At 61.0% G+C, this 25,908-nt stretch carries 20 protein-coding genes and 1 pseudogene; 5 read left to right on the top strand and 16 right to left on the bottom strand.

The annotated features are described in order from the left end of the window. Positions 1-43: 43 nt before the first annotated feature. From B0E42_RS07470 to B0E42_RS07455, 4 genes are all read right to left on the bottom strand, one after another. On the bottom strand, positions 44-778 hold the full coding sequence (locus tag B0E42_RS07470) for an ABC transporter substrate-binding protein (RefSeq protein WP_077506118.1): 735 nt from the start codon (positions 776-778) through the stop codon (positions 44-46). A 26-nt stretch (positions 779-804) separates the two neighbouring features. After that, positions 805-2,148, bottom strand: a complete 1,344-nt coding sequence (locus tag B0E42_RS07465) for a diguanylate cyclase (RefSeq protein ID WP_018600654.1) — start codon at positions 2,146-2,148, stop codon at positions 805-807. Position 2,149: 1 nt separating this feature from the next. Beyond that, on the bottom strand, positions 2,150-2,908 hold the full coding sequence (locus B0E42_RS07460; RefSeq protein ID WP_077506117.1) for an ABC transporter substrate-binding protein: 759 nt from the start codon (positions 2,906-2,908) through the stop codon (positions 2,150-2,152). A gap of 123 nt (positions 2,909-3,031) precedes the next feature. After that, positions 3,032-4,027 carry an aldo/keto reductase gene (locus B0E42_RS07455; protein WP_018600658.1) on the bottom strand — a complete coding sequence of 332 codons (996 nt, stop codon included), beginning with the start codon at positions 4,025-4,027 and terminating at the stop codon, positions 3,032-3,034. 113 nt (positions 4,028-4,140) lie between these two features. Between B0E42_RS07455 and B0E42_RS07450 the strand changes: the two genes are divergently transcribed. Beyond that, positions 4,141-5,064 (top strand): LysR family transcriptional regulator, encoded by a 924-nt coding sequence (locus B0E42_RS07450; RefSeq protein ID WP_077506116.1) that lies wholly within the window; start codon positions 4,141-4,143, stop codon positions 5,062-5,064. 1,108 nt (positions 5,065-6,172) lie between these two features. Here B0E42_RS07450 and phnE (B0E42_RS07440) read toward each other — a convergent pair. The 5 genes from phnE (B0E42_RS07440) to B0E42_RS07420 form a co-directional block, all read right to left on the bottom strand. After that, a complete protein-coding gene (gene phnE / locus B0E42_RS07440; RefSeq protein ID WP_018603814.1) occupies positions 6,173-6,940 on the bottom strand; it encodes a phosphonate ABC transporter, permease protein PhnE in 768 nt (255 codons plus the stop codon). After that, entirely contained in the window at positions 6,937-7,764 is an 828-nt protein-coding gene (phnE, locus tag B0E42_RS07435) for a phosphonate ABC transporter, permease protein PhnE (RefSeq protein WP_077506115.1), read from the bottom strand. The genes phnE (B0E42_RS07440) and phnE (B0E42_RS07435) overlap by 4 nt, the downstream gene beginning before the upstream one ends. Then, the gene (locus B0E42_RS07430) at positions 7,758-8,555 is read right to left on the bottom strand and encodes a phosphonate ABC transporter ATP-binding protein (protein WP_077506114.1); all 798 of its coding nucleotides are present in this window, start codon (positions 8,553-8,555) and stop codon (positions 7,758-7,760) included. Before B0E42_RS07430 ends, phnE (B0E42_RS07435) begins: the two co-directional genes overlap by 7 nt. After that, entirely contained in the window at positions 8,552-9,403 is an 852-nt protein-coding gene (locus B0E42_RS07425) for a putative selenate ABC transporter substrate-binding protein (protein WP_014339226.1), read from the bottom strand. Before B0E42_RS07425 ends, B0E42_RS07430 begins: the two co-directional genes overlap by 4 nt. Before the next feature lie 346 nt (positions 9,404-9,749). After that, on the bottom strand, positions 9,750-11,369 hold the full coding sequence (locus B0E42_RS07420; RefSeq protein ID WP_053187723.1) for an inorganic phosphate transporter: 1,620 nt from the start codon (positions 11,367-11,369) through the stop codon (positions 9,750-9,752). 360 nt (positions 11,370-11,729) lie between these two features. On the opposite strand from B0E42_RS07420, the gene B0E42_RS07415 reads away from it, so the two are divergent. The 4 genes and pseudogenes from B0E42_RS07415 to B0E42_RS07400 form a co-directional block, all read left to right on the top strand. Beyond that, complete coding sequence (locus B0E42_RS07415; RefSeq protein ID WP_077506113.1) at positions 11,730-12,665, top strand: phosphatase; 936 nt, start codon at positions 11,730-11,732, stop codon at positions 12,663-12,665. Positions 12,666-12,919: 254 nt separating this feature from the next. Then, positions 12,920-14,017 carry a carboxynorspermidine decarboxylase gene (locus tag B0E42_RS07410; RefSeq protein WP_077506112.1) on the top strand — a complete coding sequence of 366 codons (1,098 nt, stop codon included), beginning with the start codon at positions 12,920-12,922 and terminating at the stop codon, positions 14,015-14,017. Between the two features lie 25 nt (positions 14,018-14,042). Continuing rightward, positions 14,043-15,287 carry a saccharopine dehydrogenase family protein gene (locus B0E42_RS07405; protein WP_018603827.1) on the top strand — a complete coding sequence of 415 codons (1,245 nt, stop codon included), beginning with the start codon at positions 14,043-14,045 and terminating at the stop codon, positions 15,285-15,287. A gap of 245 nt (positions 15,288-15,532) precedes the next feature. Continuing rightward, positions 15,533-15,889, top strand: a pseudogene (locus tag B0E42_RS07400) (GNAT family N-acetyltransferase); the annotation flags it as partial. 85 nt (positions 15,890-15,974) lie between these two features. On the opposite strand, the gene B0E42_RS07395 reads toward B0E42_RS07400, so the two are convergent. From B0E42_RS07395 to B0E42_RS07365, 7 genes are all read right to left on the bottom strand, one after another. Beyond that, positions 15,975-16,673: an outer membrane protein gene (locus B0E42_RS07395; protein ID WP_077506111.1), complete on the bottom strand. Its 699-nt coding sequence runs from the start codon at positions 16,671-16,673 to the stop codon at positions 15,975-15,977. Between the two features lie 85 nt (positions 16,674-16,758). Next, positions 16,759-17,229, bottom strand: a complete 471-nt coding sequence (locus tag B0E42_RS07390) for an SRPBCC family protein (protein ID WP_018603832.1) — start codon at positions 17,227-17,229, stop codon at positions 16,759-16,761. Between the two features lie 57 nt (positions 17,230-17,286). Beyond that, a complete protein-coding gene (locus B0E42_RS07385) occupies positions 17,287-20,706 on the bottom strand; it encodes a beta-ketoacyl synthase N-terminal-like domain-containing protein (RefSeq protein WP_077506110.1) in 3,420 nt (1,139 codons plus the stop codon). A 77-nt stretch (positions 20,707-20,783) separates the two neighbouring features. Further along, positions 20,784-21,884: an acyl carrier protein gene (locus tag B0E42_RS07380; protein WP_053179180.1), complete on the bottom strand. Its 1,101-nt coding sequence runs from the start codon at positions 21,882-21,884 to the stop codon at positions 20,784-20,786. 118 nt (positions 21,885-22,002) lie between these two features. Beyond that, on the bottom strand, positions 22,003-23,766 hold the full coding sequence (locus B0E42_RS07375; protein ID WP_053179181.1) for an FAD-dependent monooxygenase: 1,764 nt from the start codon (positions 23,764-23,766) through the stop codon (positions 22,003-22,005). A 3-nt stretch (positions 23,767-23,769) separates the two neighbouring features. After that, on the bottom strand, positions 23,770-24,381 hold the full coding sequence (locus B0E42_RS07370) for an HAD-IB family hydrolase (RefSeq protein WP_053187761.1): 612 nt from the start codon (positions 24,379-24,381) through the stop codon (positions 23,770-23,772). Next, entirely contained in the window at positions 24,371-25,891 is a 1,521-nt protein-coding gene (locus tag B0E42_RS07365; protein ID WP_018603842.1) for a class I adenylate-forming enzyme family protein, read from the bottom strand. The genes B0E42_RS07370 and B0E42_RS07365 overlap by 11 nt, the downstream gene beginning before the upstream one ends. Between the last annotated feature and the right edge of the window lie 17 nt (positions 25,892-25,908).

Here is a 25,908-nt window from a genome sequence, read left to right as displayed (position 1 = left end):
CGGGACATACCTCATCGTTGCTTGTGGTGTGATCCCCCAGAGTCTACCGCTGTTCGTTCATGATCCGCGCCACTTCACCGGAAGCCTTGAGCTGCTCGAAAGCGCGCTGGGCCTTGGCGACGACTTCATCCGGTGTGCTCAGGCTGAACGCCAGGTGGACCTTGTGGGGTTGTTCGTCGAGGATGTAGACCTCTTCCAGCGAAGTGAAATCCATTTGGGCATCTTGGCTCATCAGGCGCGCGGTGTTCTCCGGCATCGGCAGCAACTGGATCTGGCGATTCAGCAGTTTTTGAAAGTTGTCGTGGTTGTTGGCCGAGATGACCAGCCGGGTAAACCCACGCTGTTGCAGGTAAATCTGCTTGGCGTCGTTTCGCACCACGCCGATGCTGTACTGCTTGGCCTCCTCGAGGTTGTTGACGGCTATGTCTTTATTGTCGCGCAGCTTATAGAGCCGGCTCGCCACCCGATGTATTTCACCCACCCATTTGAACAGTTGCTCGCGGGCTGGGGTGCGGTCCAACGGGAAGATCAGCACGTTAGGTTCGTGCAGGGCTTTTTCATAGGCCCGGGCCCACGGGTACAGCGACAGGCTGTAGTCGGTGAGCTGCGCGTTTTTCAGCGTTTCTTCGGCGATGCGACTGCCCGGCCCGACGACCTTGTCGTCACGCTGGTAGGCGTAGAGGGAGTCTTCGGTCACGACTTCGATCGCCTCGGCGTGGCTTTGCAGACTGATCGAGGTGAGGAGCAAGCACGAGCAGAGTATCAGGCGATAGTGCATATACAGACCTCATGGCACGCGATGGTTTACAGGGCGACGCAGTCGCGCCCCTGGTGTTTGGCCCGGTACAGCGCCTGGTCGGCGCGTTGCAGCAGTTGATCGAAATGGTCCATGGTCTCCGGGTCCAACTCGGCGACGCCGATGCTCACGGTGACAAACGGCGACACCTTGGAACCGCTGTGGGGCAGTTCACGTTCTGCCAGGCTTGCACGGAAACGTTGGGCGGCCTCGCAGGCCAGGGCGGCGTCGACGTTGGGCAGGACCACGACGAACTCTTCGCCGCCGACGCGCGCAGTCAGTTCGCCAGAGCGGCCGAACACGCTGCGCAAGGTCTCGGCGATCTCTTTCAAGCACAAGTCGCCTTGCATGTGGCCGTAGGTGTCGTTGTAGATCTTGAAGAAATCGACATCGCACATGAGCACGGCCAGCGGGGTCTTGTGGCGGATCGCCCGGCGAAACTCGATGTCCTTCAACTCGTCGAAATAGCGACGGTTGGCCAGCCCCGTCAAATCGTCGTGACGTGACAGTGCTTCGAGGGCCTGGTTGGCCGCCTTCAATTCTGCGGTGCGGGCCTCGACCAGTTCGGCCATTTGGTCGCGGCTGGCGGCAAGGGCCAGTTCGTCCGAATGCTGGCGCTCCAGATGGGCGCGCAGATTGTCCTGGAGTGTATTGACCTGGAATTCGAGCAGGCCCAGTTCGTCCTGGCGCTGCACCGCCCGTTGCAGCTTGAGGTGACGCATGAGGGTTTGCGGCGCCAGTTCGCCCAGGTGCCGGGCGATGTGCACCACATGCACGGTCACCAGGCGATTGAACACGGTCATGACCAACCCGGCCAGCAGCAAGGACTGGATGAGCTGGGTGATGACGATGCTGCGTGCTTCGCCCCAGAGGCGTTCCCAAAGCAGGTTGTTGTCGCCTTCGATGGTCAGCTCGCCGACTTTTTCATGGGCCCCGGCGTAGGGATGCGCGATAAGCTCTCGACGCAGCACCGGCACCACGCCCGATTGGTCGGCGGCGTATCGATTGATTTCGATGACTTCAGGCGCTTGCCCGGGGCGCAGGATGTTCAACGCCACGCGACCCACGGGGGCTGCCGTGGCGACGCTGCTGATTTGCTGGTCGAGGGATTCACGGTCCAGTTCCCATATGGCATGGGCCAGGGTGTTCTGGAACACCTGATCGATCAGGGCCAGCTCCGAATTCATTTCCGCCAGGTTGTTTTCCCAGGCCAGCCAGGTACGCCAGGTGACCATCGCCAGGGTAAAGAGCAGGCAGAACAGCAGCGTTGCCAGCACCAGGCGGCGCCCTAGGGAGCTGAACGCCTTGGTCTGTGGTTGCAGGGAGGACGCAGTACGAAAATTGGCATCCATGTCATAACCATTTGCGCAGGATGGCATCGTAGACGCCATTGCGCCGGACGGTCTCCAGGCCCACACGGAATTTCGCCACCGTATCGGCCGGCGTATTGCGGCTGAATGCCATGCTCAAGCCATCGGCGCTGCTTAGCTCGGGCAGCGCCAGCGAGCGGATCAGCAACTTGTCCGGGTCTTCGCCATTCTGGCGCGTCAGGTACAGCGCGTTGAGCTCATTGGAAATCCACAGCTCCACGTGATCGACCTTGAGCTTGCGGTAGTTGTGTTCGTACTTGGTGCTCGACTGCAGTTCTTCGCCGATGCGAAAGCCCTTCGAGACCAGGTATTGCTCACCCACGTCCTGATTGACCGTGGCGATCTGGTGCCCATGGGCATCGGCCAGCGAGTCGAGTTTCACCGGCCGGTCCGCCAGCGAGTAGATGTACCACTGCGTCGGGCCGATGCTGCCGACCCACTGGAAAAGCGATTCGCGTGCAGGCGTGCGGACGATCGAGTAGATCAATACGTTGCTTTCATTGAGCGCCAGTTCGTAGGCCCGGGCCCACGGCATGGAATGGATAGGCGCGTCCATGCCGACTTCCTTGAGCACGGCCTGGACCACCTCGGTGCTCATGCCGGTCATTCGGCCGTTCTGCGTCATGTTGTAGGGCGGTAGCTCCTCGGTCACGATGCGCAGCGGCGCCTCTGCCGCATAAGCGCTTGCAGCGAGGAACATCAGGACGCCCCACATCAGCAGGCGATTCAGCGGCCAATCCATTGATCATTACCCTATGCAACTGGCAGAACCCGGAGGTCTGGGAGCTATTATTGTATAGGGTTATCGGCTGGGCTGGCGCCTGCTTGAATCCGGCCTGTCGAAACTGCCAGCCCAGCCGAAGGATCAACCGTTCAACAACGTCATCGTGTGCGCCTGGTATCGGTCGCCCGCCACAGCACCTTCGCCTGCGAAAATCCCGTCCAGCTGGGCCAATTCACCAGCGCTCAACACCACTGAAGAAGCTGCCACGTTGCTCTCCAGGTACTTGCGCTGCTTGGTGCCCGGGATCGGGATGACGTGGTCGCCCTGGGCCAATACCCAGGCCAAGGCCAATTGCGCGGCGCTGATGCCCTTGTCCAAGGCCAATGCCTTGACCCGCTCTACCAGCGCCAGGTTGTGATTGAAGTTGTCGGCCTGGAAGCGCGGGTTGAAGCGGCGATAGTCATCGGCGGCGAAATCCTCCGGTGATTTCAGCTCGCCAGTCAGAAAGCCCCGGCCCAAGGGACTGTAGGCGACGAATGCAATGCCCAGGCGCCGGCAAGTAGCGAGCACGCCATTGTGTTCGGGCTCGCGGGACCACAGCGAGTATTCGCTTTGCACCGCTGCCAGGGGATGCACGGCGTGGGCTCGCTGGATGGTCTCGGCGCTGGCTTCCGAGATCCCGATGTGGCGGACCTTGCCGGCCTTGACCAACTCGGCCATGGCGCCGATGGTTTCTTCGACGGGTACGTCAGGATCGATGCGGTGCTGGTAGTAGAGGTCGAGGTAATCGGTATCGAGGCGCTTGAGGCTGCCGTCGACAGATTGCCGGACGTAGTCGGGGCGACCATTGACGCCGCGGGCATGGGGATCGCTGCTGCGCACCAGGCCGAACTTGCTCGCCAGGTACAGGCCGTCACGCTTGCCACGCAGGGCCCGTCCGAGCAGTTCTTCGTTGGTATGCGGCCCGTACATGTCGGCGGTGTCGAACAGCGTCACGCCCAGTTCCACGGCGCGGTGCAGCGTGGCAATCGCTTCGCGTTCGTCCACGCCCGTGGTGTAGAAGTCCGACATGCCCATGCAGCCCAGGCCGATGGAGGAAACGTGAGGGCCGTGATGGCCGAGTTGGCGAGTCTTCATGCTGATAGCTCCTGGAAATGAACGACCTGTGCAGTCTCTATCAAGCGGTTTCCTGGATAAATCCACGATTATTGGTTTAACTATTCGTGATGTCTAAATAGTGAGGCGCGAGATTGGACCGATTACAGGCCATGCAGGTGTTCCGGCGCATCGTTGAACTGGGCGGTTTTGGCAAGGCGGCCGATGACCTTGGGCTGCCCCGGGCCACCGTCAGCCTGCTGATCCAACAGTTGGAAGCCCATCTGGGCGTGCAACTGTTGCAACGCACCACCCGGCAGGTGCGCGCAACGCTCGATGGGCAAGCGTATTACCAGCGCAGCGGCCAGTTGCTGGACGACCTCGACGACCTGGAAAGTTCGTTATCGGCGCAACGCAGCCAGCCGCGCGGCACCTTGAAAGTGGACATGCCCATCGCCTTTGGTTGCACCTGGATCTTGCCGCGCCTGCCGGATTTCTATCGCCGCTACCCGGCGTTGCAACTGGACATGGGTTTTCATGACCGCCAGGTCCATCTGCAGCGCGAGGGCGTGGATTGCGCAATCCGCGCCGGCAATGTCGTCGACCAGGCGCTGGTGGCGCGTCCCATCGTGCGCCTGCATCAACTGACGTGCGCCAGCCCTGGCTATCTGGCCCGCGCCGGCACACCCGGGCGGTTGGAGGATTTGACGGCGCACCGGGCCATAGGGTTTGCGTCTGGCAATGGACGGTTCTTCCCGTTCGAATTCGAGGTGGCGGGACGGGTGCGCGAAATGCAATTGCCCAGTGACTTGAACGTCAACAATGCCGACGCCTATGTGACGGCCTGTGAAGCGGGGTTCGGCTTGATCCAGGTGCCGCGTTATCACGTGCAACAGCAGTTGGCCGGGGGCAGGTTGGTTCAGGTACTTGAAAACTACAGCGTGCCGACGTGGCCGATCTCAGCGGTGTACCCGCCCCATCGACAGTTGTCGCCCAGGGTGAGGGTCTTTATCGACTGGGTAATTGAGCTGTTGCAGGGAGAGGCGGATGCCCAGCAGACGTTGATGGAGAGGGTGTAGATGGTGCTTGTTTCAGGAATGGAAAGCGCCGTTTTTTGAGCCGGTATCTACTTGCTTTGGTGTGTATATCCGTTTCTTCGGTAACGGCCACTGACGGTTCCGCTCTTACAGCGGCTCACTTTTGAGAAGCCCGGAAGCTGGCCCAGTCAAAAGTAAGCAAAACGCTTCTGCCCCACCACTCGGTGCCTCGCTTAGGCTCGGCATGCCCTCACTCCGGCATTGCTCCCTGGGCTCACTGCGCAATGCCTGCGTTCGGCCATCGTGGTTAACGGGGCGCCCGAGATCCACGTCCACGCCGAGGCGGCCTAGTAGCCGACCTGGCTCTCCCGGTCGTACACCCATCAGATCTGTGGGAGCAAAGCTTGCTCGCGAGGCGGCCTGATAGCCGGCCTGGTTCTCCCGGTCGTACTCCAATCCAATTAATGTGGGAGTGAGCCTGCTCGCGAAGGTGCCACAATCAGCATTGATGCAAGCAGATCCACCGCCATCGCGAGCAAGCTCGGCTCCCACAGGGATCGGCGGTGGACACTGATCTTATAAACGACCAAGAACCTGTGTGGGAGCCGAGCTTGCTCGCGATGGCGGTGGTTCAGTCACATGGATGTTGGGTTTACTGGCCCAATCGCGAGCAGGCTCGCTCCCACAGGAAAAACGCGGTCCCCATCAAGAACCAGGTCGGCTATCAGGCCGCCTCGTGGCGGACGTTGATCTCGGGCGCCCCGTTAACCACGCTGGCCGAACGCAGGTATTGCGCAGTGGGCATCCCGGCATGGATGCCGGGATAGCCGCGCTGGGCCATGGATGGCCCTTCGCGGCGGGCCCACGGAGCAATGCCGGAGTGAGGGCATGCCGAGCCTAGGCGAGGCACCGAGTGGTGGGGCAGGAGCGTTTTGCTTACTTTTGACTGGGCCGGCTTCCGGGCTTCTCAAAAGTGAGCCGCTGTAAGAGCGGAACCATAAGTAGCCGTTACAAAGAAAACGGATATCCACACCAAAAAAACTATGCCTCTCGGAACGGAAGACCAGAATCTCGGGAAGGCTTAAGTGAACAGCATTACGCTCCCACAGGTTGCGTGGTTTCATCGAACGTGTTGGTTTTGCCAAAGACCTCAAGCCTTGACCCAGCGTTGACGACTCCAGCTGCTCAACGTATCGACCGCGAAAACCAGTAGCAACATCGCCAGGATCACCGTGCTGCCTTGGGCTTCCTGGAATAGGCTGAGGCTGACGTAGAGCATTTGCCCCAAGCCCCCGGCGCCGACGAAGCCGAGCACGCTGGCCATGCGGATATTGTTTTCCCAGCGGTACAGGACGTACGCCAGTAGCTGCGGCAGGAGGTTGGGCAGCGTGCCGTAACAGAACGCCAATACCGCATTGCCACCTTGCAGGCGAATGGCGTCGGCCGGTTCGGAGGGGGTATTTTCCAGCGCTTCGGCGAACAGCCGGCCGAGCACGCCGGTGGTGTGCAGGGCCAAGGCCAGGGTGCCGGCATTGGGGCCGAGCCCGGCGGCGAGGACCATCAGCGCCGCCCACACCAGTTCTGGAACCGCGCGCAAGGCGTTGAGCGCCAGCCGCGAAGCGCTCTGCAGGGGCCAGCCGAAGCGCCCGGCCGCAGGCAAGGCCAATAGCAGGCCGAAGACCGCCGCGAGCAGGGTGCCAAGGGCCGACATGGCCAGGGTTTCCAGGGCGCCGTGGCCGATCGCCTTCAGGTGGCCCAGGCTTAGGTCCGGGCTGAGAAAACGCTGCGCATAAGCGCCCATCTGGTGCAGATTGCCGCTGTCGCCGAGCTCGCCCAGGTCGATGCCCAGGTAGACGAACGAGGCGACGACCGCCGCGCCGATGCACAGGACCATGACCACGTTGAACAGGCGGTTCATACCAGCCTCCAGCGCAGCAGGCGGCTGAGTTGATCGGCGAGCAGCACCAGCACCAGGAACGTCAGCAGCAGGCTGGCCACTTCACCGCCGGCGAACATGCGCAGCGACAGGTCCATCTGCTGGCCCAGGCCCCCGGCACCGACGAAACCCATCACCACCGAGGCGCGAATGGCGCATTCCCAGCGATACACCGTGTACGACAACAGTTCCGCCGCGACATTGGGCAGGATCCCGTAGCAGAAGGCCGCGAGTCGGCTGCTGCCCGATTGCAAGAGCGCATGGGCCGGACGCTGGTCGACCGACTCGTAGATTTCCGCGTAGACCTTGCCCAACATGCCGCTGTAGGTAATGGCGATCGCCAGTACGCCGGCCGTGGGGCCGAGGCCGACGGCACGGACGAAGAGCAACGCCCAGACGATTTCCGGGACGCTGCGCAGGAAGATCAGCAGACCGCGCACCGGCCAGCGCAGCAGTTGGCCCCAATAGCCCGGGTGCCCGGCACGGGAGGCCGCCGACAGCGACAGGGCGCGACTGGCCAGCAGGCTCGCGGGCACCGCCAACAGCAACGCCAGGGCCATGCCGGCCGTGGCGATCGCCAGCGTCTGCAAGGTGGCTTGCCACAGCAGCTCGACAAATTCGTCGCCATGGGCTGGAGGCCAGAAGGCCGCTACAAACCGGCCCATTTCGCTCTGGCTGTCGCTCGCCACCAGCACGCTGAGGTCCAGTTCGCTGAACTGGATGCCTGGCCACAGCAGGACGAGGGCCAGCAGAGTGAGCCGCAGGCGCGGGCGGGTAGCGGGGTCTCGGGTATCGCGTGTCAGCATCGGGGGATCTGCACGCTCAAGGAAGAGGGGGGTGTTGGCGCAGACTGTAGCTGTTCGTTGGCGTAGAGCGTGTCGAGCAACTGACGGTCCACGGCTTCGGTTGGCAGGTCGAACAGGATCTGCCCATCACGCAGGCCAATGACCCGGGAAAAGTGTGCCAAGGCCAGTTCCACCGCGTGCAGGCTGGCGACCAGGGTCACGTCGTGCTCCCGGGCATGGCGGCACAGCACCGAAAGCGTGTGCTGGGCCAATACCGGGTCCATGGCCGAAACCGGCTCGTCGGCCAGCAGCACCTCTGGCGCCTGGTACAACACCCGGGCAATGCCTACGCGTTGCAGCTGTCCGCCCGACAGCTGCTGGCATTGCGCGAACAGTTTGTCGCCCAGGTCCAGCCGGGCCAACGCCGCCCTGGCGCCTGGAATATCCAGCGGATGCAGCAGGTTCAACAGGCTTTTGCCGATGCCCCACTGACCGAGCTTTCCGGCCAGGACCGCCGTGACCACGCGTTGGCGTGGCGGCAGCGGCGGCGATTGGTGGATCAGGCCGATGCGCGCGCGCAGGCGCTGACGCTGGCGGGCAGACAGCTGCCAGGCGCGTTCACCGAGCAACTGCAGCTCGCCGCTACCCGGGCGCAGGGCGGTGGCCAGCAGGTTGAGCAGGCTCGACTTGCCCGCGCCGGACGGGCCGATGATGGCGACCTGTTCGCCAGCGCCGATGTGCAGGTCGATGCCCCGCAGCGCCTGGACGCCGTTGGCATGGGTAACACTGACCTGGGTCAGTTGCAGGGTCATTTGAGCAGTTCGGCGGCGCGTGCGGCTTCCTCGATGCCCTTGTAGTTCTCAGGCTTGGTTTCGATGAAGCGGCTGGCGGCCTGCAGATCGAGGATTTCCTTGTCCTTCGGGTTGGCCGGGTCGAGAGCGAGGAAGGCTGCCTTAATCTTGGCCGCCAGCGCTGGATCGAGGGTGCCGCGCACCGTCCAGTTGTAGTCGAAATAGGCTGGGGTGGTGGCGAAGACCTTGACCTTGGTCGTGTCGACCTTGCCGGCAGCAACCAGTTTTTCCCAGACGCTGGCGTTCAGCACCCCGGCGTCGACCTTGCCGGCCTGGACCCAGGCGACGGTGGCGTCATGGGCGCCCGAGTAGCCCACGCGACTGAAGTAGCTTTCCGGCTTGATGCCGTCCTTGAGCATGAAATAGCGCGGCATGAGGCTGCCGGACGTCGACGACACCGAACCGAAGGCAAAGGTCTTGCCCTTGAGGTCAGCGAGGGATTTGACGGCCGGGTCGGCGGTGATGAATTTACTGGTGAACTGGGCGTCCTGTTCGCGCTGGACCAGGGGGATGGCGTTGCCGGTTTTCAGGCGTGCCTGCACGAAGGTGAAGCCGCCCAGCCAGGCCATGTCGATCCGGTCGGTGGCCAGCGCTTCGACCACGGCGGGGTAGTCGCTGACGGGGACGAACTCGACTTTCATGCCGGTTTGCTGTTCCAGATAGGCACCCAGCGGCTTGAACTTGCGCAGCAGTTCGGTCGGGGCCTCATCGGGAATCGCACTGACTTTCAAGGTGTCGGCGGCCTGGGTCAGCAGGCTGCTAAAAGACAGGGCAACGCCGACGGCCAATGCCAGGGAACGCTTGAGCATGGAGGATCTCCGGTACATGAAGGCAAGGAATGGTGAAGCATCACGCCCACGAGGGCGGTACGCCGCTCTGTGAGGGTAGACGAAGGAGCGCGATATTAACCGTTTCTGGCCTTGAACTCACTCATTCCCCCGTGGCGAGGGAGCTTGCTCCCGCTGGCCTCTGTAGGAGCTGCCGAAGGCTGCGATCTTTGATCTTTCGCTTGATACTCAACCGGCTCTGGAAAGATCGCAGCCTCGCTTCGCTCGGCAGCTCCTACAGCGCAGCCGAGCGGGAGCAAGCTCCCTCGCCACAGGTTCTGGGTTGTCTGGGTTGACGCCATCGCGAGCAAGCTCGCTCCCACATTGGTCAGAACAGCTTGGTGAACAACCAGTAGAGGCTGCCGGAAAGGAGGATGGCAGCAGGCAGCGTCAGTACCCAGGCCATCACCAGGTTGCGGATGGTGCGCATCTGCAAGCCAGAGCCGTTGGCGACCATGGTGCCGGCCACACCGGAGGACAACACATGGGTCGTGGACACCGGCAAACCGAACAGGTCGGCGGCGCCGATGGTCAGCATGGCGACGGTTTCGGCCGAGGCACCCTGGGCGTAGGTCAGGTGGGACTTGCCGATTTTCTCACCCACCGTCACCACGATGCGCTTCCAGCCGACCATGGTGCCCAGGCCGAGGGCGATGGCCACGGCGATTTTCACCCACAGCGGAATGAACCGTGTGGAGTTGTCGATCTGCTGCTTGAACAATTGCAGCTGGGCGCTGGTGTCGGCGTCGAAGTTGCCGACCTTGTTCTTGTCCATCAGGCGAATGGTTTCGCTGGTCAGGTACATGTCGTTGCGCACGTTGCCCACGGCTTCGGCGGGGACCTTGGCCAGCGAACCGTAGCCCTTGACCTCGGCGCCAATGCTGCCGGTCATGGCGGCCAGGGCCGGAACCAACTGCGGCGTCGCTTCCTTGCTGCCCACGTAGGCGGAAAGGATCGCTCGCGGATTTGCCGGGGCCGGCAGCGACGAGTGCTTGACCAGGGCTTGCTGGGTGACTTGCGCCACGGCGGCGAATTGCAGCGCCTGGTCGGCCGGCATGGTGCGGTTCAGCGCATACGCCATCGGCAGGGTGCCGACCAGAATCAGCATGATCAGGCCCATGCCTTTCTGGCCGTCGTTGGAGCCGTGGGCGAATGACACGCCGGTGCAGGTCAGGATCAGCATGCCGCGAATCCACCAGGGCGGCGGCGTATTGCCTTCGGGGGCCTTGTACAGCGAGCGGTTCTTGACGAAGGCCCGCAGCGCCAGCAGCAGCAACGCAGCGCAACCGAAGCCCACCAGCGGCGACAACAGTAACGCATAGCCGATCTTGGTCGCCTGGGCCCAGTCCACACCGCTGGTGCCGTCACGCCCGTGCATCAGGGCATTGGCGACGCCCACGCCGATGATCGAGCCGATCAGCGTGTGGGACGACGACGCCGGCAAGCCCAGCCACCAGGTGCCCAGGTTCCACAGGATCGCGGCGATCAGCAGGGCGAAGATCATGGCGAAGCCGGCGGAGGAGCCGACTTGCAGGATCAGTTCCACCGGCAGCAGGGCGATGATGCCGAAGGCCACGGCGCCGCTGGAGAGCAGCACTCCGAGGAAGTTGAAGAAGCCCGACCAGGCCACGGCGAAGTTCGGCGCCATGGAGTTGGTATAAATGACCGTGGCGACGGCGTTGGCGGTGTCGTGGAAGCCGTTGACGAATTCGAAGCCAAGGGCAATCAGCAGCGCCACGCCCAACAGCAGGAACGGCGTCCAGGTGGTCACCACGGTGCCGAGTTCGCTCATGTCGTGCATCAGGCTGTAGGCGGTAAACAGCAGGCCGCTGCCCAGTACGGCGAAAAACACCACCAGGGTGATCACGCTCGGTTTGCGGTTGAGCTGCGGTCTTGAACTGGGGGCGATGGCACTCGATGAGTCCATGACCAGGGTCTGGTTTGTCATGATGAAACCCGATTCGGTGAGCGGTGGAAGTGAGCGGCTGAGCTTCCATTGCGTGAGCAGGTCATGGATGCCACGCTAGTTGCATTTTGTTACATGGCCGTGAACGTCATCTGTGCTTCACGCGCTTTCCCCTGGCTAAACCGTTTATCTGTGGAGGATGCCCGCACGATCAGGTTTTATCGATTACGCTCGAAGGCGCGGGACTCGCCCGAAATTTCGCTGGCACGCGTCTGTTTTTCATGGCCGAGCGCCAGGGGTGTCATCCAGGTGTCATCGAAGCCGTGGCAGGATCCTCGCAAACCATCGTGGGAAGTCCGGCAGCGCTTGTGCCTGCTGGCTGATGAATCAAGGAACACCGCTATGAAAGGCGACGCCCCCCTGTTCGCGGCCATTGACCTGGGCTCTAACGCCTTCCGCCTGATGATTGGCCAGTCGGTCAAGCGCAATCGACAGTTGGTGATCCAGGAAGTGAAGACCCTGCGTGAGCCGGTCCGATTGGCCGAGGGCCTGCAGGCCGGGGCTTTGGACGAGCTGGCGCTGGATCGGGGTTGGCAGGCTCTCGCTCGATTCGGCAAGAAACTGCGTGGCTTTGAAGCCGGACGGGTGCGGGCGGTGGCGACCAGTGCCGTGCGCGAAGCGGCGAATGCCCAGCTGTTCCTGGCCAGTGCCGAGCGGCACCTGGGGTTTCGGATCGACGTGCTGTCCGGGCATGAAGAAGCCCGGCTGGTGTACGCCGGTGTTGCCCATACGGTGCCCGGTGTCGAGCACACGCGGCTGGTGGTGGACATCGGCGGTGGCTCGACCGAATTGATTCTGGGGCAGGGCGCTCAACCGTTGCTGACGGAAAGCATCGCCATCGGCAGTGGCACCTTTGGTGCGCGTTACTTTCGGGGCGGATGCATCACCGCCCAGGCGCTGTTGGAGGCGGAGCGAGTGGCTGTCCTGCAGTTTGAAAGAGTCGCGGCGGGTTATCGCGCCCAGGGCTGGCAGCAGGCAATCGGTTCTTCCGGTACGGCGCGGATGTTGGCCAAAGTGCTCAAGGCCAATGGTTTCAACGATGGTGGGCAAGGCGGCATTACCTACGGTGGATTGTTGCGTCTGTCGCTGCGGTTGCTGGAAGTCGGCCATGTCGAGCAGCTCAGGTTGGCCGGCTTGCAAAGCCATCGCCTGGGCATCCTGCCCGGTGGTCTGGCGATCATGCTGGCGGCATTCAAGGTCTTCGGTATCTCGCAGATGATTGCTTCCGAGCCGGGCCTGAGGTTCGGCGTTCTGCATGGCCTGATGCATCAGCACTGATCACGGACGGTTGTTGCCCATTGCCGTCTATCAGCGATGGCTCGATTTCGAGCATCGACGCCTCTTCGGTGACCCCTTCTTTACCCGATCATCCAGCATTTCATCGCCTGGGCAGTCGGTATGTCCGGTTATCGCAAAGCGTGGGCCTGGATGAGGGTGATTGCGTGAACGGGGCTTTTCGCTCTTTCGATCTGCAGTCAGTGAAGGCACAATGCGCATCCTTTTTTGGCTCGCCTTGCCCGGAGGCCTCGAAAATGATCAAAACCCCGTACTACCTTATCGACAAACAAAAGCTGCTGGCGAACATGCAGAAGATCGCCTACGTGCGTGAGCAGTCCGGGGCCAAGGCCTTGTTGGCGCTCAAGTGCTTCGCCACCTGGTCGGTGTTCGACCTGATGCAGCAGTACATGGACGGCACCACGTCGTCGTCGCTCTATGAGCTCAAGCTCGGCCGGCAGAAGTTCGCTGGCGAGACCCACGCCTACAGCGTGGCCTGGGCTGACGATGAAATCGAAGAGATGCTCGCCAACTGCGACAAGATCATCTTCAACTCCATCGGCCAGTTGCAGCGCTACACCGAGGCGACGGCCGGCAAGGTCCGTGGCCTGCGGGTCAATCCGCAAGTGAGCAGCTCCGATTACCTGCTGGCCGACCCGGCGCGCCCCTTCAGCCGCCTGGGCGAATGGGATCCGGTGAAAATCGAGCAAGTCATCGAGCATATCTCCGGTTTCATGTTCCACAACAACTGCGAGAACGGCGATTTCGGTTTGTTCGACCAGATGCTGGGCACTATCGAAGAGCGCTTTGGTCACTTGCTGCATAAGGTCGAGTGGGTCAGCCTCGGTGGCGGCATTCACTTCACCGGCGAAGGCTACGCCCTGGACGCCTTCTGCGCACGGCTCAAGGCCTTTTCGCAAAAATATGGCGTGCAGGTCTACCTGGAGCCGGGCGAGGCCGCGATCACCCAGAGTGCATCGCTGGAAGTCACCGTGCTCGACACGCTCTACAACGGCAAGCACTTGGCCGTGGTGGACAGTTCCATCGAGGCACACATGCTCGATCTGCTGATCTATCGCCTGGACGCCAAGCTGGCACCGAGCGAGGGCGAACACACCTACATGGTGTGCGGCAAATCCTGCCTGGCCGGAGACATTTTCGGCGAGTACCAATTCGATCGTCCGCTGTCCATCGGCGATCGGCTGTCGTTCATCGACGCAGCGGGCTACACCATGGTCAAGAAAAACTGGTTCAACGGCCTGAAAATGCCGTCCATCGTAGTGAAGCAACTCGACGGCAGCGTCGAGGTGGTTCGCGAGTTTGTTTACGACGACTATCTGTCCAGCCTGTCTTGAGCTGGCGGAAGGAGAAATGAAGAAATTGAAGAAGAACGTACTTATCATTGGTGCAGGAGGTGTCGCCAAGGTGGTGGCCCACAAGTGCGCGCAGCACAACGACGAACTCGGTCGTATTGCTATCGCGTCGCGCAACATCTCCAAATGCCAGGCCATCATCGACAGCGTCAAGGCCAAGGGTAGCCTCAAGCAACCCGCCGACATCAAGGCCTTTGCACTGAACGCTCTGGATGTCGAAGCGACCAAGTCGCTGATTCGCGAAACCGAGTCGCAGATCGTCATCAACGTCGGCTCTGCCTTTCTCAACATGTCGGTGCTGCGTGCCTGCATCGATACCGGCGTGGCCTACCTGGACACCGCCATCCACGAAGAACCGGGCAAGGTCTGCGAGACGCCGCCCTGGTACGGCAACTACGAGTGGAACCACCTCCAGGAGTGCCAGGAAAAGAACATCACCGCCATTCTCGGCGTGGGCTTCGACCCGGGTGTGGTCAATGCCTATGCGGCACTGGCGCAGCAACAGCATTTCGACCGCATTGATTCGATCGATATTCTTGACGTCAATGCCGGCTCCCATGGCAAATATTTCGCCACCAATTTCGACCCGGAAATCAATTTCCGTGAGTTCACCGGACAGGTGTGGAGCTGGCAGGACAGCCAGTGGACCAGCAACACCATGTTCGAGGTCAAGCGCACCGACGACTTGCCGGTCGTAGGCTCGCAGAACCTGTACCTGACCGGCCACGACGAAGTGCACTCGCTGTCGAAGAACCTCGACGTGCCCAACGTGCGTTTCTGGATGAGCTTCGGCGAGCACTACATCAACGTGTTCACCGTACTGAAGAACCTCGGCCTGCTCTCCGAGCAACCGGTCAAGACCGCCGAAGGCCTGGAAGTCGTGCCGCTGAAAGTGGTCAAGGCCGTGCTGCCTGATCCGAGTTCGCTGGCGCCGGGCTACACCGGCAAGACCTGCATCGGTGACCTGGTCAAGGGCGTCAAGGATGGCCAGCCGCGCGAGATGTTCATCTACAACGTGGCCGACCACGAGGACGCCTACGCCGAAACCGACAGCCAGGGTATTTCCTATACCGCAGGCGTGCCACCCGTGGCCGCAGCCTTGCTGGTAGCCCGTGGCGAGTGGGACGTGCAGCGCATGGTCAACGTCGAGGAGCTGCCCGCCGAGGCGTTCCTCGAGGCATTGGATGTGATGGGCTTGCCGACGCGCATCAAGGACGAGCATGGAGACCGTCCCTGGAACCAGAACGCCTGAAGGACGCCAGGCAGGTTCCGTTCCGACTCCCCGATAGGAACTGCAGAATCCCTCTGAATTCTGCAGGCGATTGAACCAGGCGTGAATACCTGGCAATCAGTGGGAGTCTTGAAGAAATGCTCCGTATCGAAAGGTACGGAGCATTTTTCGTTTATGCCCGCGTCAAATGAATAACCTTGTGGCGAGGGGATTTATCCCCGCTGGGCTGCGCAGCAGCCCTGAACCCTGACACTGTGGTGTTTCAGGCCGACCGCATTCAGCCTTTTTGGGGCTGCTGCGCAGCCCCCCCCTTTGTGATCGAAGATTCCAGCGGGAGAATCGTCGGGCGAGCGAACCTGAAAAGCATCCACTCACCACACGGTTGCGCCGAAGTGGGCTATCGCATTGATCAACGCGTTTGCGGGCAAGGGCTGGCAACGCAGGCCCTGAAACACCTGATCGAGGCGGCACGGATACGTTGGGAGCTTACGCAACTGGTGGCTTATGTTTATGAGAGCAACGTCGGCTCAAGGAAGGTCCTTGAACGGTGCGGGTTTGTGCCTGAAGCGCTGTTGGGTAGCGAGGAAATCGAGGGTGGAGGCCGCTTTGCGCTTTCGATCTAGAAATTTGATTCACGCAGGACAGTGTTAGGTCAGCATGATGATAAATCGGCGCCTGTCAAAGGACAGGCGCCGATCCGTCCAGCGCTTACATCCAGTACCGCAAACCGACCATCAAGGACTGGGCATTGTATTCGGTTTCCACATCAGCCGGGGGCAGGCCCTGGATCTTGCCGAAGTTCGCTTCGCCGGTCTTGAAGTAGCGATAATCCAGGGACATGGACCAATGTTCGCTGAGTTCGTAAGCGACGCCGGCGCCGAGTTGCCAGGCCGTGACGGTGTCGCGATGGGTGCCGCCGAACTCGACGCCGCCCGCTTCCAGGCCTGTGATGGTCATCACGGCGTAGCCCAGGCCACCGCCGACATAAGGTGTGAAGCGGCTCAAGGGGGCCGGCAGGTTCGAGATGTCATACCAGAGGTTGGCCATGAGGCTGGTGGCTTCCTGTTCGCCTTTGCCCTCAATGCTGCTGCCGCCCTCGTAGATTCGGTTATTGAACTGGTCCATGGTGTTGCGGCGATAGCTCAGCTCCACCTCGGGCCGTAGCCCGACCGGGAACCGCCAGCCCAGTGCCAGCCCGGTGGCGTAGCCCGAGTGCAGCGGTTGGTTGTATTCCATCTCGACGAATTCGTTGTTGTTCTGGGTCAGGTCCTGATTAGAGACCCAGTTCACGCCACCCATGGCACTGACATAGGGGCCGAGGTTGTCGGCGAAACTCGATGCTGGGGCAATAGCCCCCAGGCCAACGATTGCCATGAGCAGATACTGGGTGTTTTTCTGTACGTTCATGCTAGATCCGAAATGTGCTGTTATCGATAAGTAAGCAAAGCGAGTCCGGGAAGGCGCGTTCTGCACGCGTGCTTCCGGGAGGCATTCACACGAGGTGCAAAGGCGTCGCGGTTTTCTCGTGTCCTGGGGCGCCGATGGCCCGTTGTTCAGCCAGCGTGCACAGGTTGTCCAGTGCCGTGGTCATCGCTGCGGTCAACGCTTTGCGCAGCAGTCCGCGATACAGAAAACTCAACGGCCCGGAAATCTTCGCGCTATGGATGACATGGGTTTCATCGGGAGAAATCCTGCGCATCTGGTGATCGAATTCGAGGTCGATCCACAGCAGCCGTGCGCTGTTGCGATAGCTTTCGTGCAGGCTCACGGCTTCCAGTTTCAGTGGCATGTTCAAGCCATTCTTGAGCACACATTTGCCGCGCGTCCCAACCTGGAACGGGCCGTCGAGTTGACACTGGCGAACGTCGGTATCCCATAACGGCGCTTCTGCAAAATTGCTCCAGATCTTCCAGATTTCAGAAGGAGGCGATTTGACTATGACTTGCACTTTGACATCGTTCACGGCGACACCTTGGTTGTGGGGGACACGGTCATGCTGGAGGGCAGATCCATTCAATGCTCAGGCCGCCGGTGCGGATTGACTCAGCACCTGAGCGGTAATGCTCGCTTGACCGATTTTTTCGCCCCGGTTGAACAGGTCGATATAGATGCGGTTGGTCTTGAATGCCTGGAGCGCCGCATCAAAGCCGGCTTGCGGCGCCAATGACAGCGGGCTGTTCCTGGGGATGGGGCGATCCAGGGTGAAGCTCAAGGCCAGCAGATTCATCGGGGTATTGAGTGGAATCCGCAGATGGCTGTGGGCGATCTGCATGTAGCACTGGCGAGCGACTTCGAGGAAATACACCATCGAATAGTGCTCGGGATCACCGGCGTGGAAGAAGTGTTCCGGCGGCAGTTTCAACGTGTCCACGCTCAGGCCCTGGGCGACGCTGCTCATCTCACTGACGATGACGTTCTCCTCCCTGGCCTTGTGCAACAGGGCCTTGTTACGGCAGGGCGTGGCGGTGAATTCGCTGGCTGGCAATGTCTCGAACGCCGAGCTGTAGCCCATCCCCAAGACGCAGGTGCACATCACTTTTCCATCTTGCATGACCTTGGCATTGAACACCTGGGGATCCTGGCCTTGCTCGACATGCAGATCGATCACGCCCTGCTTCTGCACGTATTGCTGGAACTTGATCGTCAGGCTCTTGATGTAGGCGACTCGTCCGCTCAGAGGCGGCATGGCCAGTTCGATCAGTTGCAGCACCCCCTCGAGCAACAAAATGCCCGGGACGTGATCCAGGGGATGATCGAAGAAGTACGGGTGCGCCTCATCCACCACCAGCTGGGCGTGCAGTGACTGTGGGCTGCGCTGGGCGTTGGCGATCACGATATGTTTCGCGCTGCGCTGCCAGTGCGTCGGACGCTGGGTTGTGTCGCCACGGTGCAGGGCGAACAGGCCTTCCATGGCGCGAACCCGCACCCGCAGCCCGGAGAGCAGGGTACTGGTGAGCAAGTCGCTGAGTTGCTGCACGTCGACGCCATCGTTCTGCGGTTCGCGGACCAGGCTGACAGGTCGGGCAGGCGTGATGACCTGCTGCAGTTCGTGGGATGACGAATGGGCAAAGCGCAACATGAAGGGATGCTTGATGGGCGAGCTGGCTTCGGCCGCCGTCGGGCTCCATTGGCGAAGCTTTTCGGTAAACAGCCACATCACCGTCTTGCCGGCGTCGCGTACCTCGATCACGGAATGGGTCGCGCCCTTCAACATCACCGCCAACAGGGTCTCGATGCCACTGGCTTCAGCCAGGAAACCGGTCATCTCCTGCAGTGATCCACTGGCAGGTGTCGCAGCAGGCTGCAACTGACAGACCTCAACGTCTGCATAGTCGCTCGGCGCTTTGCCCAGCCGTTGGCAAGCCTCTTCCAACGAGTCGGCAGCGTGGGCGAGGACCGCCGCGCGGATCACCAGCAAGGGTTTGTCTGCGGCATCCGGTTGATAGCGACGCAGCGCGATCAGCCCCAGTCCTTCACCTTGCGTGATCGTGCTGCTCCGGGCGCGCTCGACCTCGATTTCACCGCTGACAAAACGCCCTGCGCCGAGCAGCAGCGTGGTGATGCCGTCGTTGAACCATTGCGGCGAGGCCAGCAAGGTTTGCCAGAACAGTCCCGCCGTGCCGACCAGGGTCTGATGGAAACCCTTGAAGTCAAAAATCTGCGCCGGGTAGCCGGACAACATGTTCGGCAGCATGGTTGCCACGTCCGTCACCTCGACGCCCGGTGCCGCACCTTGCGCCCGGGAGTAGAAGGTGTGGGCGCTGCTGTAGGCATTGCTGAAGCGCTCGCCACCCATGTTGCAGCACATGACCATCGCTGTGCCGGGCGAACCGGCCACGCCTGGCAAACGTCGCAGCAGATGATTGACGCGATCGGTGATCAACAGCTTGAACGGGTCGACATGAGCCAATGGCTTGGGACCCATGCCAAAGCCATCGATATCGATGACGTGGTCTTGCGCGAGGAATTTGCCCAGCAACGGTTGACCGGGCGCCGGGGTGTAATCAACGAAGCGCCCATAGGGGAACATGACCGAGGGCGCGGCGGGTTGATCGAGTTGCTGCTGGAATGACTGCAAGGAACGGTGGCTGCCCAGCGCTGCTTCGGCCTCGACAATGGCAAGGTCGAGCATTACCACGCCACTGGCGCTCGCCGGGGGCGTGGCAGGGCGGTCGGCGGGAATGTATTCGTCCACCACCAGGTGCGCGTTGGCACCGCCGAAACCAAAGCTGGAGATGCCAATGCGGATTGCAGACTGACGCTCCTCCAGCGGGTGTACCTGTTGGGTGGCGAGTCGCAGGCAGGTCTCGTCGACCTTCGTGCTGGGGCGGTAACCGGGCTGCGGTGGAATGCCTTTATGGCGCAGTATCATCAACGCCTTGGCGAGCGAAGCACCGCCGGCAGCGGCCAGGGGATGACCGATGACCGACTTGATCGAACCGATGGTGATTTTCTTGCCGTCTGGGCGATGGGGGGCAAAGAAACTGTTCAGCGAGGCCAGCTCCGTTGCGTCCCCCAGCGGTGTACCGGTGCCGTGGGTCTCGATGTAGTCCACGTCCCGTGGATCAAGGCCGCGATAGGCACGTTGGTAGGCCGAGTACTGGGCCTGTTTGCCTGGCGCAAACACCGAGCCTTCGGCGCCGTCGGCGGACATGCCCAAGGCGCGCAGCACGCCCAGGGGACGGCGCTGCGCCGTCAGGGCCTGGGCCACCGGTTCGACCAGAAAGGCCACGGCACATTCGCCCGGCACGATGCCGTCGGCGTCCTGGCCGAACGCTTCCATCCGCGCGCGGGCGGAAAAGGCCGTCAATTGCGAGAAACCCAGGAACAGTGCCGGTGGCAGCACGGTGTTGAGGGCCATGACAATCGCGTTGTCCGCCTGGCCACTGTTGACCAGCGCCTGGGCCATATCCAGGGCATAGGGGAACGAACTGCACGCGGTGTCTACCGATAACGCCGGCCCACCCAAGGCAAAGGCCGCCGCCAGTTCTGCAACTTGTTCGCCCGGTGTAAAGCCCGCCGGTGCGTCGGTTTTTCCGGACATGCCGGTGACGAAATAGCTCTCGTCACTCCAGGAGGTCGCGACCACCAGCGCGGTGCGCTCCCTATTCAGCGCCGAGCCTTGTCCAGCGAGTTGGGTGAGCAGCGCCTGGAGCACTTTCTTGCCGATGGCGACCTGTCGTCCTTCGTGCCGTGATGGGGTCGAGGCGTCGTCGGTCAGGCAAAAAGCGCTGTCCAGGTAGATGCGATCCTTTTCCCCGGTCGTGCTTGAATAGATCGACGCCTTGTCCAGTTCCCAGCGTGCCGGCATGGATTCGATCGGTGCGATCTGCCCTTGCGAGAGCAACTGCCAAAGCGCATCCGTGGACGGCGCCCCCGGAAACTCGCCCGCCATCGCGCTGAAGCAAAAATCGCCCGTTGTTGTGACTGCGCCACTCATACCCTGTCTCCCTGATCGCAAAAAAGCTGGGTGACCTGTTCGATCACCCGGATTCCATTCCTGTCGCTCGTTACCGGTCAGCTCAGCCTGGCGAGCAACGACAGGGCATCTTGGGGCGTGCGACGGGACATCAGCGCTTCACCGGCAAACTCGCTGGCAGAGCACTGTTGCGCCATGGATTGGCAGAGCGCTTCTCGGGCAAAGCCGTTGAGACCCAGTTGGGCGAACGGCGTCTGGATGTCGATCGACTGCGCGGCGTCCGGGATCAACGGAGACAGGGCGTTGAGCAGCAGGTTTTCTTCCTGCCCTTGAGTGTTCGTTGTGGCCGGTGAAGGCTCGTCGCCAGGCACCGCCTGCGGCTGGGGATCGGCCAGGGCGGCTTGAATCAGGGCGATGGTTGCCTGCGGGAACTTGGCGTTGGCCAGTTCGGAACTGTGGGCCTTGAGCTGAGGCCACATGGCGACTACCGACTCCAGGAAGTCCAGTTGCACCAGCGAATCCAGGCCCAGGCTTTCATAGCTTTGTGTCGGGTCGATCTGCTCGACCGTAAAGCCGGTGATGGTCGCCAATTGCTCGAATACCCACGCTTGGACGTCCACCGCTGGCGCCTGCGGATCGGCTTCAAGCCGCGCCAGCAAAGCGGTTGGGGTAGGGGCGTCGAAGAGCTGCGAGGTCAGGTCTTTCTTTTCCGGGAAGTGCTGGGCCAGGGATTCGAAAATATCCACCAGCCCCAGCGAATCGATCCCCAGGCTCTCGAAGCTCTGGTCGAAGTCGATCTGTTGCGCCTGGAAGCCGGTGACCGTGCTGATTTCCGCACGCAACCATTGCCCGTAGCTGAGTGCATTTGTCTCTTCGACGGCTGCGGCGGCTTCGACGACAGGCGTCGGCGCCGGTATGGTCGGGTTCGAATGAGCCGGTTCCAGCACGGGAACACTCTTGTTGACGGCAGCTTCGGTCCCATTGGCATAAACGCCTTCAAGGACTTGTTGATGAGCATTGAAATAATGCGCAGTGACCGTTTCAGCCTGTTCCAAGAGACGCAGTAATATCGATTCTTTGGCGACATTGGATTCGCACAGTGAATCAATGATTTTTTCGGAAAGAGAGAAATAGCTATGGGCTATTCTCCCATTGGACACGATGAATTCCTGCACAACATCGTTAAGTTGCAAGCGCATAAGATTCTCCTAACCAAGTCGGTCGATATTTCTTTAAGTAAGAAAGATCAAAAATCATGGCCCAGGGCGGGGCCTTGTTTATATCAATTAATCAAACTGGCAGTAGCCATGGAGCGACTTAAAGTTGGAGTTCCACTGCTTCGGTCTCGCAAGATATTGTTGTTCTGGCGCCTTTGAGCAACCCGGACCTTACGTTCAGGTATGTCATCAGCGTTATTGCATCGGCGCCGAGGAAAGCGATATAGCCGTCAGGACGAATCAGCATCATCGTGCCTTCCTTGGCGTGGTAGCGCTTATGCAGCCGCCAATCGGGGTCCAGCAACGTCGAGTGCCAAGCCGGCAGGCCGGCGCCGCTCAGGGCGTCGATCACGCAGTAGGCCTTGATGCCTGGGTAGTCCTTTTCCACCGACTTGGCCAGCGTGTAGTAGCCTGGCAACAACGGCGAAAACTGATCGGCCGCGCTGAAAATCAACAGCGTGAATGTCCCGTGGAACAAGTCGATCAAGCGTTTTGTTGGCATCCCTTGCAGTTGCCACAGTTCGACATCGGGCGCCAGTTGCCCGGCGCGAGGCGGTGCGGTCTGGAACTCGGGTTTTTTCCCTTTCTTGCTCCAGTTCTTGCGCTGCTTCTTCGTCAGCGATTCTTGAATGTAGTCACTTTTCTCATAGTGATATTGATGACCGGAAATCATCGACGGCAGTTTGCGCTGGGCCTTTTTACGGTTGCTCAACAGCGGCAGGACGTTGTCGCGCAACCACACCAGGGCGCGACGTTGGACTGTAATCAGCCCCGTCAGCCGGTGGGCGGTGTTCTCGACTTCCAGGGCAACCGGGTAGCGCTCTTCGTTGTAGCTGTCGAGCAAGGACGGGTTCGCCAGGCCCTGATCGACATAGGCCATTTTCCAGGCCAGGTTGTAGGCCTCGGAAACCCCTAGGTTCATCCATTGCCCACCGATGGGGCTGCCGATATGCGCCGAGTCCCCCAGCAGAAACACGGAGCCTTGCTGCATCGATTGCACGCGGCGATGCTGGAAAGAGGCGATGGTGGTCGATGAAATGTTGGACAGCGTCATCTTTTGCCCACGCCCTTCGCACAAGCGCTGGAAGTTCTCCAGGCTCAAGGATGGGCGCTCGCCTTCTGGCGGCAGGTTGTAGGGCATTTCGATGAACAGCCGATAACGCGATTGAGCACTGATCGGTGCAACGGCCACATAACCGTCCTGCGCACCCAGGAAGAATGCGCCCTCATCCTTGCTTCCGGACCACTCGATATCGGCATCGGCGAGCATGAAGAAGCGGTCGTAGGACGAGCCTTCGAAGGTCATGTCCAGGCGTTTTCTGATGTTGCTGCGAGCACCGTCGCACGCGGCCACCCAACGACTGGTGAAGTGTTCGTCGGTGCCGTCGGCATGCTTGAGCGTCATGCTCACCGAACCCGGCAGGTTTTCGATGTCCACCAGTTCGGTATTCCACTCCACCTCGGCACCCAGCGCCTTGAGCCGCTCCAGGAGAATTTTCTCCGTTTGCGGCTGTGGCAGGCTCAGGAGCAGGGGATAGGGCGCGTCCAGGTAGGAGAAGTTGTAGTTCAGTACCCGCTTGGCATTGGACTGCACCGAAAACTGGTTGATCGTGAAGCCGTCGCTGATGGCTTGCTCGGCAACGCCCAGGTCCCGAAAGATTTCCAGGGTCCGGGAATGGATGGCCATCGCCTTGGTCGCCGTCGAGGGGCCGGCGTTCCTTTCAATGATGCGGAACGACACGCCCCATTTCTTCAACAGGATTGCCAGGGACAGGCCAACAGGACCGGCACCGACGATCATCACGGTCGGGGCGCTGCCAGGTCGCTTGAAATGCTTGGGGGCCAACGTGCTCAGAGTGTTCATCGATCAGTACCAGTTTCTGTAGAAGGGAGAGTTGGCAATGCCGAGCAGGGCATCGTCGCCTGATGAATCGCCGTAGGCATAAATGTAAAAATCATCAAGGTTGCTCAAGCAGCCCTTGAGCCGCGTGACTTTCTCTCGCTCTACACAGTTGGTACCGGATATTCCGCCGGTCAGCTTGTTCTTTGCCGTGGCCAGGCGGGTGCCGCACACATAGTCAAAACCCGCCGCCTGGCCCCAGGGGATCAGGTAGTTTTCCGGCGAATTGCTCACCAGCGCGGTGACGTGCCCCATGGACTGATGCCATTGCAGCCGCCGCATCGCCTCGGGCCTGAGCCAGAGCGGCAGCAGCTCGCTGATGAAATACTTGGCATGCTCGCGCTCTTGCTCCACCGACAGGCCGCCCAGGTAACAGGCAATGAAGGCCAGCCGTGCTTGCATCAGCGGGGTGATGCCGACGATCACGCTGAGCATCTTGGGCAGCAGGGGAATGATCCGCAGCCAGAACGAGCGGGTGCCCACGATGTAGCGCATGTAGCGCCAGAACGTGTGTCGGTCGGTCAATGTGCCGTCGAAGTCGAAAACGGCCAGGACCGGTTGTGTGCTGTTAGCGTGCATGTGCCTCTTCCTTGAGAGAAATAATCTCGATGGTCTTGGGCAGCTTGAAGCCCGATAGGTCGCGCGAAAGCAGGGTGGACAGCGCGTTCTGGGTCAGCTCGCCGGTCCCTTCGACGCACAGGTGCAGCACGTTGACTTCCTTGTGGTCCGGGACGATATAGGCCTTGGCACGCAGCACGTCAGGGTGCTTGAGCGCGACGGATTCGATTTCCACCAGGTCGACCATCTGCGCCTTGATCTTCGAGATTCGCAGGCGTTGGCAATAGAAAAACACATGCCCGTCGTCGTCCCGCCAGACCAGGTCACCGCTGTGGAACCAGCCATCGCGGAAGAACCGCGCATTGGTGTCCTCGGCATCGTTGTAGCCGTCGATCACCATCGAGCCGCGTATCAGCAGTTCGCCGATGCGCCCAGGCGCCACATCCTGGCCCTGGGCATCGACGACTCGCAGCTCCACACCGCTGATCGGCTGGCCCATGGCGCCACGGTGGACCGTGCCAATCGAGCTCTGGACGATCACCGGCATGCTTTCGGTCAACCCATAGCCTTGCAGCACCGGATTGCACCCCAGCAGTTTCCCCAGCTTCTCGGCTTCATCGGCCGGCAGGTGGCTGCCGCCCGAGTAAATCATCAGCTGCGGGTGCAGCGGCAACAGCGCGCCTTTGCGCTTGGCCAGGCGTGTATTGAAGTAGCGAATGACGTCGGGCACCAGGCAGGCGAAGGTGACCTGATGCTCGGACAGCACTTCGGCGAGGTCTCGATTGAGCAGGGTGTTGGTCATTAGCAGGGTGGCGCCAATGCTCAAAGGAAACACCATCATCACGGAGAGGCCGAAGATGGCATACAACGGCAGCGTCACCAGATGAACGGATCCGACGCCTTGCAGATGAAAGTGCTCATGCAGCCCGTCGCTCGATTGCGTCAGGTCCAGATAACGGTGAGAAACCGCCAGGGGCCTGCCGATGCCACGATAGGTGAATTGTACCGAGACGATCGGATTGCCCTCGGGCAACAACAAGGGTTCGATCTGGCAAGGCAGTTGAGAGAGGGCCGTTGCGTTGGCGGGCAGGGGCGATGACGGTTCGCTCCCACCGTCCAGCACCAGGGAGTGCCTGACACCGTTGTCAGCCTGGAATACCTCACTGTGTTGCACCCATAGCGCTTCGGTCGTGACCACGAGCGTCGGCCTGGCGAGGCTGACGACATTGGCCATTTCGAAGGGGGTCAACTTGTAGTTGAGGATGACCGGAATGGCGCCTCGCCCGATGATCGCCAAGTAGTAAGCGATGAATGCCACCCCATTGGGCAGCACCAGCGCTACTTTGTCGCCAGGCAATACACCAAGCGCTGTAAGAGCGCCATTGCATTGTTCAGCCTTGATGTGCAACTCTCGGTAAGTAACGGTATCTTCTTCCGTGTCCAGATGCCGAATAGCAACTTGCTCGGGGAACGATTCCGAAAAACCGACAAAGCGATGCAGAAAACCTTCTTTATATGAAAGGCTTTTCATTTACCAACCTCTCTCAA

It is taken from the genome of Pseudomonas sp. A25(2017) (genome assembly GCF_002001065.1).
GTDB lineage: Bacteria > Pseudomonadota > Gammaproteobacteria > Pseudomonadales > Pseudomonadaceae > Aquipseudomonas > Aquipseudomonas kilonensis.
This window is presented reverse-complemented; position numbering and strand designations above follow the sequence as displayed.